This window comes from Pseudomonas sp. PGPPP4, from assembly GCF_002256045.1.
In the GTDB taxonomy this organism is placed as follows: Bacteria; Pseudomonadota; Gammaproteobacteria; order Pseudomonadales; family Pseudomonadaceae; genus Chryseomonas; species Chryseomonas oryzihabitans.
In genome coordinates this window covers 222,004-237,260 of record NZ_NKID01000003.1, presented here as the reverse complement: position 1 = coordinate 237,260, position 15,257 = coordinate 222,004, and the positions used below count along the sequence as shown (strand labels likewise).

Annotated in this window: 11 protein-coding genes and 1 pseudogene; 9 read left to right on the top strand and 3 right to left on the bottom strand. The window is 67.8% G+C overall.

The window, feature by feature from the left end:
• Positions 1–112: 112 nt before the first annotated feature.
• Positions 113–1,462 (top strand): sigma-54-dependent response regulator transcription factor AlgB, encoded by a 1,350-nt coding sequence (algB, locus tag CFE50_RS06770; RefSeq protein WP_007160203.1) that lies wholly within the window; start codon positions 113–115, stop codon positions 1,460–1,462.
• Positions 1,459–3,249, top strand: a complete 1,791-nt coding sequence (locus CFE50_RS06765; protein WP_286732160.1) for an ATP-binding protein — start codon at positions 1,459–1,461, stop codon at positions 3,247–3,249. The genes algB and CFE50_RS06765 overlap by 4 nt, the downstream gene beginning before the upstream one ends.
• Positions 3,250–3,714: 465 nt before the next feature.
• Here the strand turns inward: CFE50_RS06765 and CFE50_RS06760 are convergent.
• From CFE50_RS06760 to CFE50_RS06750, 3 genes and pseudogenes are all read right to left on the bottom strand, one after another.
• A pseudogene (locus CFE50_RS06760) lies at positions 3,715–5,187 on the bottom strand (FGGY family carbohydrate kinase).
• Between the two features lie 38 nt (positions 5,188–5,225).
• Positions 5,226–6,182, bottom strand: a complete 957-nt coding sequence (locus CFE50_RS06755) for a transketolase family protein (RefSeq protein ID WP_286732159.1) — start codon at positions 6,180–6,182, stop codon at positions 5,226–5,228.
• Positions 6,172–7,008, bottom strand: coding sequence for a transketolase (locus CFE50_RS06750; protein ID WP_286732158.1), 837 nt, complete (start codon positions 7,006–7,008; stop codon positions 6,172–6,174). The genes CFE50_RS06755 and CFE50_RS06750 overlap by 11 nt, the downstream gene beginning before the upstream one ends.
• Positions 7,009–7,344: 336 nt before the next feature.
• On the opposite strand from CFE50_RS06750, the gene CFE50_RS06745 reads away from it, so the two are divergent.
• The 7 genes from CFE50_RS06745 to CFE50_RS06715 all read left to right on the top strand — a co-directional run bounded on the left by CFE50_RS06745 (position 7,345) and on the right by CFE50_RS06715 (position 15,253).
• Positions 7,345–8,340, top strand: coding sequence for an ABC transporter permease (locus tag CFE50_RS06745; protein WP_502694683.1), 996 nt, complete (start codon positions 7,345–7,347; stop codon positions 8,338–8,340).
• A gap of 56 nt (positions 8,341–8,396) precedes the next feature.
• Positions 8,397–9,329: a sugar ABC transporter substrate-binding protein gene (locus tag CFE50_RS06740; protein WP_042135051.1), complete on the top strand. Its 933-nt coding sequence runs from the start codon at positions 8,397–8,399 to the stop codon at positions 9,327–9,329.
• A 100-nt stretch (positions 9,330–9,429) separates the two neighbouring features.
• Complete coding sequence (locus tag CFE50_RS06735) at positions 9,430–10,935, top strand: sugar ABC transporter ATP-binding protein (RefSeq protein WP_027597269.1); 1,506 nt, start codon at positions 9,430–9,432, stop codon at positions 10,933–10,935.
• Positions 10,936–10,949: 14 nt separating this feature from the next.
• Complete coding sequence (locus tag CFE50_RS06730; protein WP_077171258.1) at positions 10,950–11,714, top strand: SDR family oxidoreductase; 765 nt, start codon at positions 10,950–10,952, stop codon at positions 11,712–11,714.
• 54 nt (positions 11,715–11,768) lie between these two features.
• Entirely contained in the window at positions 11,769–12,569 is an 801-nt protein-coding gene (locus CFE50_RS06725) for an SDR family oxidoreductase (protein WP_286732153.1), read from the top strand.
• Between the two features lie 175 nt (positions 12,570–12,744).
• Positions 12,745–13,695 carry a sugar-binding transcriptional regulator gene (locus CFE50_RS06720; RefSeq protein WP_007160193.1) on the top strand — a complete coding sequence of 317 codons (951 nt, stop codon included), beginning with the start codon at positions 12,745–12,747 and terminating at the stop codon, positions 13,693–13,695.
• A 139-nt stretch (positions 13,696–13,834) separates the two neighbouring features.
• Positions 13,835–15,253, top strand: a complete 1,419-nt coding sequence (locus CFE50_RS06715) for an MFS transporter (protein ID WP_286732151.1) — start codon at positions 13,835–13,837, stop codon at positions 15,251–15,253.
• Positions 15,254–15,257 lie beyond the last annotated feature (4 nt).

The window sequence follows — 15,257 nt, the reverse complement described above, 5'->3', positions numbered from 1 at the left end:
CCTGGATTGTCCGATGGTCCTGCGGATTGCAACTTGCACGATGTATCATGGACTAACTGCCAGCCTTGTCCTTTAGCGCGTTTCGGCCCCTGCGGCCTGGAGTTCTCCCGTCATGGAACAAACCAGCGGTCGTATCCTGCTCGTGGATGACGAAGCCGCCATCCTGCGGACCTTTCGTTTCTGCCTGGAAGACGCCGGCTACAGCGTGGCCACGGCCAACAGCGCGGCCCAGGCCGAGGCCCTGCTGCTGCGCCAGGTCTACGACCTCTGCTTTCTCGACCTGCGCCTGGGCGCGGACAACGGTCTGGACGTGCTGCAGCAGATGCGCATCCAGGCGCCCTGGATGCGGGTGGTTATCGTCACCGCCCACTCGGCCATCGACACCGCGGTGGACGCCATGCAGGCCGGCGCCGCCGACTACCTGGTAAAGCCCTGCAGTCCCGACCAGCTGCGCATGGCGGCGGCCAAGCAGCTGGAATTCCGCCAGCTCTCGGCGCGTCTGGAGGCCCTCGAGGGCGAGGTCCGCAAGTCCAGCGCCGGTCTCGATTCGCGCAGCCCGGCGATGATGAGCATCCTGGAGACCGCCCGACAGGTCGCCACCACCGATGCCAACGTGCTGATCCTTGGCGAGTCCGGTTCCGGCAAGGGCGAACTGGCCCGCGCCATCCATGCCTGGAGTCGGCGCGCCAAGAAGACCTTCGTCACCATCAACTGCCCGTCGCTGTCCGCCGATCTGATGGAAAGCGAGATGTTCGGCCATACCCGCGGCGCCTTCACCGGGGCCAGCGAGAGCACCCTCGGCCGGGTTAGCCAGGCCGATGGCGGCACCCTCTTCCTCGACGAGATCGGCGATTTCCCCCTGGCACTGCAGCCCAAGCTCCTGCGCTTCATCCAGGACAAGGAATACGAGCGCGTCGGCGATCCGGTGACCCGTCGCGCCGACGTGCGCATCCTCGCCGCCACCAACCGCAACCTGGAACAGATGGTGGCGGAAAACGAATTCCGCGAAGACCTGCTCTATCGCCTCAACGTCATCGTGCTCAACCTGCCGCCGCTGCGCGAGCGCAAGGAAGACATCGTCGATCTGGCCGAGCGTTTTCTCGCCCGCTTCGTCAAGGACTACAACCGACCCGCCCACGGCTTCAGCGAGGCGGCCCTGGACGCCCTGCGCAACTATGGCTGGCCGGGCAACGTCCGCGAGCTGCGCAATGTCATCGAGCGCGCGAGCATCATCTGCGGCCAGGACCTGGTGGACGTCAACCACCTGGGCCTGGGTGACAGCCCGGCCAGCAGCGGCGCCGCCAGCGCACCGCGGGTCGGCGAGGCCCTGAGTCTGGAAGCCCTGGAACGCGCCCACATCGCCGCGGTGATGGCCACCAGCGAGACCCTCGACCAGGCCGCCAAGACCCTCGGCATCGACGCCTCCACGCTCTATCGAAAACGCAAGCAGTACGGGCTATGAAGCTGCCGATCAAGTTGCACACCCGCCTCTTTCTCAGCATCTCCGCCCTGATCGCCGTGGCCCTCATCGGGCTGCTGGTCGGCCTGGTCAGCGTCCTGCACCTGGCCCGCGAGCAGAGCGTCCAGACCCGCAGCAACCTGGACTTCATCAACCTGACGCTGAACATGCGCCAGGAGCTGAGCAACAGCCTGTTCCAGATGCTCGACGGCGCCCCGGATCCCCAGGCCCTGGTCGCCGCCCAGCAGCGCTTCGAACAGAACCTGCAACTGGTCCAGGGCGAGATGCACAAGCCCGAGCAACTGGCGGTACTGGAAGACGTCAAGCGCCGCTATGAGCGCTTTGCCGACTATCTGCGCGCACCGCCCGGCGGCTACAACCAGTTGCGCGCCGATCCGGATTTCCAGCAGACCCTCGACGCCCTGCGCAATCGCATCTACGACCTGCAAAAAAGCTATGTGGTGACCCTGGAGCGCATGCAGGACGAGGCCCATGACCGGGCGGTGATCATCGCCCTGCTGCTGGCGCTGATCGGCGTGGCCATCCTGGTCACCGGGGTGGTCACCGCCAACGGCATCGCCCGGCGCTTCACCGGCCCCATCGACGGCCTGGCCAAGGCCGCCGAGCGCATCAGCCAGGGCAACTTCGACGTCCAGTTGCCCACCTCGCAGATCGCCGAATTCACCCTGCTCAGCCGCCGCTTCGGCAACATGGCCCAGGCCCTGCACCGCCTCAGCCAGACCAATGTCGAGGCCCTGGTGGCCGGCCAGCGACGCCTGCAGGCGGTGCTCGACAGCATCGACTACGGCCTGGTGATCCTGGATCCCCAGGGCAACATCGAGCACGCCAATCCGGTGGCCTGCCGCCAGCTGGGCTGGAACGAGAATCACCTGGGCGAATCCCTGATCGCCGCCCTGGAACGGCCGGAAATCGAGACCAGCGTGCAACGGGTGCTGGCCGGTGGCGCCCTGGACGCGGCGCCCGAAGACCTGGAGATCCGCGTCGACGACGAGGTGCGACTGCTGGCCTGGAGTCTGACCCCGGTCAACCACGCCGACGGCCGCAGCGTGGGTGCGCTCATGGTGCTGCGCGATGTCACCGAGCAGCGCGCCTTCGATCGGGTGCGCAACGAATTCGTCCTGCGCGCCTCCCACGAGTTGCGCACCCCGGTCACCGGCATGCACATGGCCTTCGGTCTGCTGCGCGAACGCCTCAAGGTGGCGCCGGAATCCCGCGAGGCCTTTCTGCTGCAGACGGTGGACGAGGAAACCCATCGCCTGGTGCAGCTGATCAACGACCTGCTGGACTATTCGCGCCACCAGAGCGGTCTGCAGCGACCCGAGAAACTGCCAAGCGAGATCGGCGACCTGCTGGAGGAAGCCCGCGCCCGCCATGCCGACGAGGCCCGCGAACGCGATGTCGAGCTGGCCGTCGAGTTGCTGCACACGCCGCTGCCACGGGTCAGCCTGGACCCCAAGCAACTGAGCCGGGTGTTCGACAACCTGCTGAGCAATGCCCTGCGCCATACTCCGGCCGGTGGCCGTATCGTCATCCAGGCCATGCGCCAGAACGAGCAGCTGCTGATGGCGGTGCAGGACAATGGCGAGGGCATCGCCTACGCCCAGCAGGGTCGGGTGTTCGAGCCCTTCGTGCAGATCGGCAGCCAGAAAGGCGGCGCCGGCCTGGGCCTGGCCCTGTGCAAGGAAATCATCCGCCAGCACGGCGGCCGCATCGGCGTCGTCTCCCGCCCCGGCCAGGGCACCCAGATCTTCATGACCCTGCCGACCTGAGCCATCCCGGGCTGCTCCTACGGGTAGCACCGCGCCGATTGACCCCGCTCCTGCCGTGCCGAATGCAGCCAAACGCCCGCTCGGACAGCCCCCTCTCCCTCGGGGAGAGGGTTGGGGTGAGGGCGCCCTTCGCCACGACGTTCCAGCGTAAAAGGCTGCGCCGTTTTCCACGCTACGGTGGCCCGTAGGTTGGGTTGAGCGCAGCGAAGCCCAACGGTCTCAGCGTTTGCCAACATTGGGCTTCGGTGATGGAGCCGCCCCAACTCAACCTACGGGCTAGCCCCCTCTCCCTCGGGGAGAGGGTTGGGGTGAGGGTGCCCCTCGCCACGGTGTCCCATTGGGAAAGGCTACGGGGCTGATCCCGCCAAATCGCGGCCATGCCGGTGCGCCGTAGCGACCGCTCCTACAGGAGCCGGACATCCTGTAGGAGCGGCCCATGGCCGCGATCAGCAAAACACCGGAATCCTACAGCAGCGTCCGCTCCAGCGCCTGGCGCCAGCCGGCATAGAGTTCCGGTACCGCGTTGGCGCGGGGTTCGTAGCGGCGACGGGGCCGCTCGAGATCGGCCAGGGCCGCAGCGTCCTGCCACCAGCCCAGGGCGTGGCCGGCCAGGTGGGCGGCGCCCAGGGCCGAGACCTCCGGCGACAGGCTGCAGATCACCGGGCGCTGCAACAGGTCGGCCTGGAATTGCAGCAGCCATTCGTTGCGCGTAGCGCCGCCGTCCACCCAGAGTTCCTCCAGAGGTGTCGGACTGTCCTGCTGCATGGCGTCGAAAACATCACGGATCTGGTAGGCGATGGCCTCCAGGGCCGCGCGCATCAGGTGCGCCCGGCCGCAGTGCTCGGCCAGGCCGCAGAACAACCCACGCGCCTCGGCCCGCCAGTGCGGCGCACCCAGGCCACCCAGCGCCGGGACGAAGTAGACGCCGCCGTTGTCTGGCAGCGCCGCAGCTTCGGCGGCCAGGGCCTCCAGCTCTCCGGCGCCGCCCAGCAGCCGCGCCGTCCAGCCCACGGCGGCGCCGGTGTGGACGATGTTGCCTTCCAGGGCAAAGGTCGGCGTATCGCCCAGGCGCCAGGCCAGGGTGGTGGCCAGGCCATGGGCGGAGACCACCGGCGCGGCGATGGGCGTCATCAATGAGGAACCGGTGCCCAGGGTGGCCTTGACCTTGCCCGGGACGAAACCGCCCTGGCCGAACAGCGCCGCATGGGAGTCGCCGATCATCGCCAGAATCGGCAGACCGGCCGGCAGCGGACCCTGGGCGCGGGTCTCGCCGAAGCAGCCGGCACTGGGGCGGATCTCCGGCAGGGCCGCCCGGGGAATGCCGAACAGACTTAGCAGCTGCGGATCCCAGTCGCCACCGCGCAGATCGAGCAATTGGGTACGGGCAGCGTTGGCCGCGTCGATGAGAAAGCTCGCACCACCGCTGAGTTGCCAGAGCAGCCAGCTGTCCACGGTGCCCAGGCAGATCTCGCCAGCGGCGGCGCGGGCCGTGCCGTCGGGGATCTGGTCGAGCAGCCAGCGCCATTTGCCGGCGGAAAACATCGGATCCAGTGCCAGGCCGCTGCGCTCGCGGATCAGCTCGCCCTGCCCGGCGGCGTGCAAGGCTTCGCACTGCGGCTGGGATCTCTTGCACTGCCAGCTCACCAGGGGGCCGAGCAACTAGCCGCTGCCGCGCTCCCAGGCCAGGGCGGATTCGCGCTGGTTGCTGATGGCGATGGCCGCCAGGGGCGCGTCCGTCTGCGCCAGGCAATCGCCGATGGCGCCCTGCAGGGCCTGCCAGATGGCCAGGGGATCCTGCTCGGCGTAGCCCGCCTGGGGATGCTGGACGGTGAGCGGCCGGGAACCGCGGGCCACGACCCGACCGGCGCGATCCACCAGGATCGCCTTGGCATTGGTGGTGCCCTCGTCGAGGGCGAGGATCAGCGGTTCGGCGGCCATGGCGGCTCCTTGTTCTTATCGGTTCACTACGCCAGCGCTCAGCGCAGGCGCTGCACCGCGGCGACGATGCCGGCGGCATCGATGTCGTGCCTGGCGCGGGTCGGTCCCCGGCCACCGGCGGCAGCATACTCGCCATCGGCGATGCCCAGGCGGATCAGCGGCACGCCCAGCGCGGCCTCGGCCATCACCTCGGCCACCAGGCTGCCCACCCCGCCGTTGGCGTTGTGCTCTTCCACCGTGACCACCCCACCGCGAGCGGCGCAAAGGGCTTCCAGCAAGGCCTCGCGCTGCAGCGGCCGGATCGACGACAGGTTGATCACCTGGGCGCTGATGCCCTGCTCGGCCAGTAGCCGCGCGGCATCCACCGCCTCGTGGACCACCGAACCCAGGGCCACCAGGCTGACGTCGTGACCCTGGCGCAGCACGTCGACCTGACCGGGGACGAAGCGATAGTCGGGCCCGTGCAGATCGGGCAGCGCCTTGCCGTCCAGGCGGATATAGACCGGACCGTCATGGGCCAGGGCATGCTCGACGATCTGCCGGCACTCGGCACCATCGGCCGGGGCATAGATCTCCACGTGGCCGAAGCCACGCATCACGGCGATGTCGTCGAGGCTGTGATGGGTGCTGGCCAGGGGACCGTAGCTGGCCCCGGCGTTGAGGCCGAACATCTTGACGTTGGACCTGTTGTAGCAGACGTCCACCTTGACCTGTTCGTTGGCGCGGGAGATCAGGAAAGGCGCGGCGTTGCAGGTCACCGCCACCTTGCCGGCGAGTCCCAGGCCGGCGGCCACCCCGACCAGGGTCTGTTCGGCGATGCCGACGTTGACCAGGCGCTCCGGAAAGCGTTTGACGAAGGGGCCGATCTTAGCCGTGGAGGTGGAATCGCTCACCACCGGCACCAGGTCGATGCCGGCGTCCACCGCGGCAATGAAGGCCTCGACCATGACGCTGGCGAGATGGGCTTCGCCCGGGGTCTGGGTATCAGTGGCCATGGTCGAGCTCCTCCAGAGCAGCGGCGATCTCGTCGCCCTTGGGCACCCGGTGGTGCCATTCGGGTTTGCCTTCGATGAAGGAAACCCCCTTGCCTTTAACGGTATTGGCGATCAGCACCTGGGGCTGGCCGCGGTGTTCGCGCAGCGCTTCCAAGGTCTCCACCAGCTGGGCCACGTCGTTGCCGTCGCACTCGACCACATGGAAGCCGAAGGCGCGCCACTTCTCGGCCAGGGGCTCAAGCGGCAGGATCTCGGCGGTGGGGCCGGCCAGTTGCAGACGGTTGTGGTCGACGATCACCGTGAGGTTGTCCAGCCGGTACTTGGCGGCGGTCAGCGCCGACTCCCAGTTGGAGCCCTCGCCCAGTTCGCCATCGCCGGTCAGCACATAGACGCGGCGCGGACTGCCATCGCGTTGCGCGGCCAGGGCGATCCCGGTGGCCACGGGCAGGCCGTGGCCGAGGGCGCCGGTGTTGAGTTCGATGCCGGGGGTCTTCTGCCGCACCGGATGGCCCGGCAGGTGGGAGTCGAAGTGCTGGTAGGTGTCGAGCCATTCCGGCGGAAAGTAGCCGGCTTCGGCCAGGCAGCAGTAGAGACCGCCGACGCCGTGGCCCTTGCTCTGGATGTAGATGTCACGCTGGGGATCGGCGAGGCGCTCGGGGGCGACGTCGAGCAGGCGAAAGTAGAGGGTGGCGAGGATGTCGGTCTCCGACAGATCCGCCCCGGTGTGGCCGCCGGCAGGCGAGCCGGAGTTGAGCTGGATGACGCGCCGGCGGATCAGCCGGGCCTTTTCGCGAATCTGCGCGACGTCGTACTGGAATGGATTCATCAGGCGACCCCCTCGGGTATCCGAAGCTGCAGTGGAGCAGACGCCTGCCGAGGTTTCAGTGGGCGTCTTATGAATATTTATTCGTCACTGAAAATATATTTACCATTTAGACCCCAATCCGCAGGGCCGTCAATAGCCAGCGAGGATCGTTGGTGGCCGGGTGGGCGGATAGAATGCAGGGCAGGATGCGGGATTGCCGAGGCCGTCGCGTTCGGCGCGCGGCAATGAAAAGGCGCTTGACTTCCATCCTGAACAGGCGGAGTCTGAATTAAAAATCAGGCACGCATAAATATTCAGGCGAGCCAGACACAAGAACAATAACCTCAGGAGAAGTGCGTGGACGCCAAAGCCCCGACCGCCTCGCCACCCGCCAAGCCCCTCGCCCGCCTGGCCCTGCGCCTGCCGCGCAACATCGGCGGTCCGCTGATCGGCCTGGCGCTGTTGATCGCCGTGTTCTCCTTTGCCTCGGAGTATTTCTTCTCCGTGCGCAACGCCCTCAACATCCTCGACCAGGTGACCGTGCTCGGCATCCTGGCCATCGGCATGACCCTGGTCATCGTCATCGGCGGCATCGACCTGTCGGTGGGCTCGGTGCTGGCCTTTTCCATGATGCTGCTGGGCTGGCTCTATCAGGACATCGGCTGGCCGCTGGGCCTGGCGATTCCCGCCGCCATCCTTGGTGGCCTGGTCTGCGGCCTGGTCTCGGGACTGCTCATCGCCCGGGCCCGGCTGCCCGCCTTCATCGCCACCCTGACCATGATGTCGGTGGCCCGCGGCCTGGCCAACATCCTCACTGACGGTCGCCAGATCGTCGGCTTTCCCGACTGGTTCACCAGCCTGGCCACGGTGCGGCACTTCGGCTTCCTCTCGGTAACCGTCGGGCTGTTTCTGCTGATGCTGCTGGTGGCCTGGGTGTTCCTGCGCTTTCGCGCCGGTGGCCGCAACCTCTATGCCATGGGCGGCAGCGCCGAGGTGGCGCGGCTGTCGGGCATCAAGGTGCGCACCATCACCGTCTGGATCTATGCCCTGAGCGGCGCCCTGGCGGGTCTGGCCGCAGTGGCCATGGCGGCGCGGCTGGACTCGTCCCAGCCCAGCGCCGGCCTGTCCATGGAGCTGGATGCCATCGCCGCGGTGGTGATCGGCGGCGCCAGCCTCAGCGGCGGCGTCGGCAGCGTCGGTGGCACCCTGGTAGGGGTGCTGATCATCGGCGTGCTGCGCAACGGCCTGAATCTGCTGGGGGTCTCGCCCTTCGTGCAGCAGGTGATCATCGGCATCGTCATCGCCCTGGCCGTCACCCTGGACACCCTGCGCCGCCGTAACGGGCAGCGCTAGATCAGATCGGCTTCGTCTCGTCACCGCAGTACAACAATAACAACGGAGTGCCATCCATGCTGACCCCCAAGAAGCTGTTGCTCAGTACCCTGTTCGCCGCCATCACCTGCACCGGCGCCCTCAATGCCCAGGCCAAGGAACTCACCGTGGGCCTGGCCGTGGCCAACCTGCAGGCCGACTTCTTCAACCAGATCAAGCAGGCCGTCGAGGCCGAGGGCAAGGCCAAGGGCATCAAGGTGATCACCGTGGACGCCCAGGGCAACTCGGCGACCCAGGTCAACCAGATCCAGGACCTGATCACCCGCCAGGTCGACGCCCTGATCTACATCCCGGCCGGCGCCACCGCCGCCGGTGTCCCGGTCAAGGCGGCCAAGGCCGCCGGCATCCCGGTGGTGGCGGTGGACCGCAACGCCCCCGACGCCCCGGGTGACACCTTTATCGCCAGCGACAGCGTCGCCGCCGCCCGCACCCTGGCCGAATACGTCGGCAAGGTCACCAACGGCAAGGGCCGCGTCGCCATCCTCCAGGGTCAGATCGGCACCACGCCGGAAAACGATCGCGCCAAGGGCTTTTCCGAAGGCCTGGCCAAATTTCCCGAGCTGAAGGTGGTCGCCCAGCAGCCCGCCGAGTGGGCCCAGGACAAGGGCTTCGCCGTGGCCCAGGACATGCTCCAGCGCGATCCCAACATCAGCGTCTTCTTCGGCCGTGCCGACGCCATGGCCCTGGGCGCGGCCCAGGCGGTCAAGGTGGCCAACCTCGACCATCCGGTAACCATCGTCGGCTTCGACGGCGATGTGGCTGGCCTCAAGGCCGTGGCCGCCGGCACCCTGTCCGCCACCATGACCCAGCAGACCCGCAAGATGGGGCGCATGGCCCTGGAATCGGCGGTGGCGCTCAAAGAGGGCAAGCAGGTGCCCAAGGAGCAGCTGCAGGAGGCGATCCTGACCACCAAGGACAACGTCGCCCCCTTCATCGAGAACCACCCGTAACGGTGCGTCTGGCCAGCGGCGGGTAACGGCCGCCGCCAGCCCATGCCCCAGGTGCCTCCCACGGGAGGCACCGTTTCAGCTCCCCCCTTTCGGAGGCTCCATGTCCGCCGTCATGCCCCTGGAACAGCCCGCGGCCCTCAGCCTGAGAAACATCGGCAAGAAATACGCCGGCATCGAGGTGCTCAGCGGCGTGGACGTCGATATCCAGCCAGGCGAGGTCCTGGCCCTGCTTGGAGAGAACGGCGCCGGCAAGTCCACCCTGTCGTCGATCATCGCCGGTCTGGTGCCGCCTGAAGCCGGCGGGCGCATGACCTGGCTGGGTCGCGACTACGCCCCGGATTCTCCCGGCGCCGCCCTGGCCGCCGGCATCGGCCTGATCCACCAGGAAATCCGCCTGCTGCCGGAATTGACCATCGCCGAGAACATGTTCGTCGGGCGCCTGCCCATGCGCGGTGGCCGCATCGATCGCGCCTTCATGGAAACCGAAGCCCAGCGCCAGCTGGATCGCCTGGGCCTGAAGGTACCCGCCACGCGCACCGTGGCCGGCCTCAGCGTGGCCGCCCAGCAACTGGTGGAGATCGCCAAGGCGCTGACCCTCAAGGCACGCCTGCTGATCCTCGACGAACCCACCGCGGCCCTGGGCGGCGAGGAAACCGAGTTGCTGTTCGCCCAGGTCGAGCGGCTCAAGGCCGAGGGCGTCTCCTTCATCTACATCAGCCATCGCCTGGAAGAGATCGCGCGCATCGCCGACCGGGTGCTGGTCTTGCGCGACGGTCGCCAGATCGCCCTGCACGCCACCGCCCAGGTGCCGGTGCGGCAACTGGTGGAAGAGATGGTCGGCCGCAGCGTGGAACGCATCTTCCCGGCCATGGCCGCGCCCGCTGCCCGCGAGGTGCTGCGGGTGAAGGGCCTGAGCTGCCGCGAGATGCCACTCAAACACATCGATTTCAGCGTGCGCGCGGGCGAGGTCTTTGGCGTGGCCGGGGTGGTCGGCGCGGGGCGTACCGAGCTGGTCCGCGCCATCGCCGGCGCGGCCGAGCAGGTCACCGGCGAACTGGTGCTGGAAGGCCAGGCCTGCCGCTTCGCCAGTCCCTACGACGCCATCCATGCCGGCATCGTGCTGGTCCCCGAGGATCGCAAGCAGCAGGGCGTGGTGGTCGATCACGCCATCGAGGAAAACCTCATCTATGGCAACACCGACCTGCTCGCCGGCGGCGGCTGGGTCTCGCCCGGCGGCCTGCGCGCCTTCGCCCGCAAGGCGGTGGCGCGGCTCGGTGTCAAGGGCCAGCCGGAGCAGGCCATCGCCGCCCTCTCCGGCGGCAACCAGCAGAAGGTGATCATCGCCAAGTGGCTGGCGCGCAATCCCAAGGTCTTCATCCTCGACGAGCCCACCCGCGGCATCGACGTCGGCGCCCGCGCCGCCATCTACCAGGTGATCGCCGAACTGGCAGCCACCGGCATGGCGGTGATCGTGGTCAGCTCGGACCTCGACGAGGTCCTCGGCCTGTCGCACCGGGTCATGGTGATGAGCCGTGGCCAGCAGATGGGCATTCTCGAACGTGAACAGGCCACTCCGGTGGCCGTGATGGAACTGGCGACCGCCTGACTAGGAGTTCTTACATGCGTCTCTTCGATCTCGGCGGCCAGACCGCCTTCGTCACCGGTGCCGGCAGCGGCATCGGCCAGGCCATCGCCGTCGGTCTCGCCGAGGCCGGCGCTCAGGTGGCCTGCTTCGACCTGCCCGGCAGTCGCGACCTCGCCGGTACCGTCGAGCGGATCCAGGCCCACGGCCGCCGCGCCCTGGCTCTGGAAGGCTCGGTGACCAGCGCCGCCGACCTGGAAGCCGCGGTGGCCCGTACCGAGGCCGAACTCGGCCCCCTGAGTCTTGCGGTCAATAGTGCCGGCATCGCCAATGCCCAGCCCGCCGAGGAGCTGGAACTGGAGCGCTGGCAGCGCATGCTCGACATCAACCTCACCGGGGTGATGCTCAGCTGCCAGGCCCAGGCGCGGGTCATGCTGCCGCGCGGCAAGGGCGCCATCGTCAACATCGCCTCCATGTCCGGCAGCATCGTCAACCGCGGCCTCCTGCAGGCCCACTACAACACCTCCAAGGCCGGCGTCATCCACCTGACCAAGAGCCTGGCGATGGAGTGGGCCGAGCGCGGCATCCGCGTCAACTGCATCAGCCCCGGCTACACCGCCACGCCAATGAACACCCGCCCCGAGGTGGCCGACCAGGTCAAGATCTTCGAGCAGACCACCCCGCTGGGCCGCATGGCCGAGGTGGAGGAAATGGTCGGCCCGGCGATCTTCCTCTGCAGCCCGGCGGCGTCCTTCTGCACCGGGGTCGATCTCATCGTCGATGGCGGCTTCGTCTGCTGGTAACAACCCGCTGGCGATCACGCGCGCCGGGTCGCCAACCGCTCTAGGAGGTTTCACGTGGAACGTCGCTTTGCAGGTCAAACCGTGGTCATCACCGGCGGTTGCCGGGGCATCGGCGAGGGTATCGCCGAGCGCTTCGGACGTGAGGGCGCCAACCTGGTGCTGGTCTCCAACGCCGAGCGGGTGCACGACACCGCCGCGCGGCTGGCCGCCGAAACCGGGGCCGAGGTGCTGCCACTGGTGGTGGACATCACCGACGAGGCGGCGGTGGCCGATCTCTATGCCCAGGCCGAGGCGCGCTTCGGCCGGGTCGACGTCTCGGTGCAGAACGCCGGGATCATCACCATCGATGCCTTCGACCGCATGCCGCGGGAAGACTTCGACCGCATCCTGCAGGTCAACACCACCGGCGTCTGGCTGTGCTGCCGCGAGGCGGCCAGGCGCATGGTCGCCGCCGGGCGCGGCGGACGCCTGATCAACACCAGCTCCGGCCAGGGGCGCCAAGGTTTCATCTACACACCCCACTATGCGGCGAGCAAGATGGGCGTCATCGGCATCACCCAGAGTCTGGCCCACGAACTGGCGCGCCACGGCATCACGGTCAACGCCTTCTGCCCCGGCATCATCGAAAGCGAGATGTGGGACTACAACGACCGGGTCTGGGGCGAGATCCTTTCCACCCCGGAAAAGCGCTATGGCCAGGGCGAACTGATGACCGAATGGGTCGGCAACATCCCCATGAAGCGCGCCGGCACCCCGGCCGATGTCGCCGGCCTGGTGGCCTTCCTCGCCTCGGCGGACGCCGCCTACATCACCGGCCAGGCGATCAATGTGGACGGTGGCCTGATCATGTCCTGATCGACCCCCGGGGACACCAGGCCGCAAAAGCCTTGGCGTCCAGCGGGAGGCTGAGGGAAAATAGCGGGAAAATGCGCCTTTCTAACAGCCAAGTGCCTGCTTTTTGAGGGTTCGTCACGGCCGCCCCGGCCCGGCAGCCCTGGGTGCAACCTAGCCGCCGGTACCGGAAATCTGGATGAGTAATCTCGAAGAACAACGCCTGCTGACCAAGATCGCCTCCCTCTACTACGAAGAAGGGCTCAAGCAGTCGCAGATCTCCGAACAGCTCGACCTGTCGCAATCCTTCGTCAGCCGTGCCCTGAGCCGAGCGCTCAAGGAAGGCATCGTGCGCATCTCGGTGCAGCGACCGCGCAACTTCCACCTGGAGCTGGAGCGTCAGCTGCAACAGCGCTACGGCATCCGCCAGGCGATCGTGGTGGAGCCCACCGGTGACGACGAAGAGGCCATCAAGCAGGCCATCGGCTCGGCCGCCGCCCACTATCTGGAAACCAGCGTCACCGAAAAGGACCACATCGGCATCTCTTCGTGGAGCTCCACCATCCGCGCCATGGTCGGCCACATGCACCGCGGCAGCAGTCGCCAGGGCGCGACCGAGGTGGTGCAGCTGCTTGGCGGGGTCGGCAACAAGGGCGCCTTCGAGGCCACCCTGCTGACCCAGCAACTGGCCAATCTGCTGGGTTGCCCAGCCTATCTGCTGCCGTCCCAGAGCATCGAGCAGTCGCCGGAAAGTCGCCAGCGCATCCTGCAGCTGGACGAGGTGCGCGAGGTCACCGAACGCTTCGCCCGGCTCACCGTGGCCCTGGTTGGCATCGGCGAGCTGGAGCCGTCGCAGCTCCTGCGCAACAGCGGCAACTATCACGGCGAGGCCATGCTGGAAGTGCTCGCCGCCCGCGGCGCGGTGGGCGACATCTGCCTGAGGTACTTCGACGCCCAGGGCCGACCGGTGCTGGACGACAGCGAAGAGACCGTGGTCGCGGTGGACCTGCCGCAATTGCTGGAGATCGACCGCGTGGTGGGCCTGGCCGGAGGCCTGCGCAAGGTCAATGCCATCCGCGGCGCGCTGCAGGGCGGATATCTGGATGTCCTGGTGGTCGACCTGCGCACTGCCCTGGCGTTGGTCCCCTGATCAACGCAAGCGGCTGCCAGAGCCAGGCCGAAAAACGCGATTTCCTGCCAAACGGCATCGTCAACACGGAAATCTTTGGCAACATTTGGCAAGGGCTGATCCGTAAGCTGTAGGACGACTGTTCTCTGGATAGCGTCCCATGCCCTCAGCGTCCTCGGCTTCGGCCACTGCCCTGCCCACCTCCCAGCGGGCCGCCGCCCTCTCGGCGCGTCTCGATCGCCTGCCGGCCACCCGCAGCCTGTGGCGCCTGGTGGCCCTGCTGTCCATCGGCGGTTTCTTCGAACTCTACGACCTGTTCCAGACCGCCTACATCAGCCCCGGGCTCCTGCGCGACGGCGTCTTCCAGACCGGCGCGGCCGGGGTGTTCGGGGTCTCCGACCAGGCCGCCTTCGCCGCGGCCACCTTTCTCGGCCTGTTCGTCGGCGCCAGCCTGCTCAGCCCCATCGCCGACCGCTTCGGCCGCCGGGCGATCTTTACCTGGGCGCTGGTCGGCTACACCCTGGCGACCCTGGCCATGGGTCTGCAGACCACCGCCCTGGGGCTGATCGCCCTGCGCTTCCTGGTGGGCATCGGCCTGGGCCTGGAGCTGGTGACCATCGACGCCTATCTGTCGGAGCTGGTGCCCAAGGCCATGCGCACCTCGGCCTTCGCCTTTGCCTTCGCCCTCCAGTTCCTTTCGGTACCGGCGGTGGCGCTGCTGTCCTGGTGGCTGGTGCCCCAGGCGCCGCTGGGCATTTCCGGCTGGCGCTGGGTGGTGCTGTCCAGTGCCGTCTTCGCCCTGTTCATCTGGTGGCTGCGCCAGCGCCTGCCCGAATCACCGCGCTGGCTGGCGCAGCAGGGCCGGCTGGACGAAGCCGAACAGGGCGTGGAGCGCCTGGAAGCCGCCTGCCAGGCCGACAGCGGCCAGGCGCTGCCGCCGCCCGCGGCGATCGTCGAAGAACGCGCCGTGAGCGCGCGCTTCGCGGCGCTGTGGCAACCGCCCTATCGGCGGCGGGTGATCATGCTGATCGTCTTCAACCTGTTCCAGGCCATCGGCTTCTTCGGCTTCGGCAACTGGCTGCCGGCATTGCTCTCCGGCCAGGGCGTGAGCCTGACCCACAGCCTGGGCTATGCCTTCGTCATCACCCTCGCCTATCCGTTGGGGCCTTTGCTGTTCGTGCGCATCGCCAACCGCTTCGAGAACAAGTGGCAGATCGTCGGCTCCGCCCTGGGGACGGTGGGCTTCGGCAGCCTGTTCGCCCTGCAGCAGGGCGCCCTCGGCCTGATCCTCTGTGGCGTCGGCATCACCTTCTGCAACGCCTGGCTGACCTTTGCCTTCCACTCCTACCAGGCGGAGCTGTTTCCCACTGCCATCCGCGCCCGGGCGGTGGGTTTCTGCTATTCCTTCAGCCGGCTGTCGACGGTGTTCAGCAGCCTGCTGATCGGCACCCTGCTGGAGCGCTTGGGCACCCCGGGCGTGCTGGCCTTCATCGTCGCCAGCATGCTGATCGTGGTGCTGACCATCGGCCTGTTCGGCCCGCGCACCCGCAACCGGGCGCTGGAAGACATCGCCCGCTGAGGCA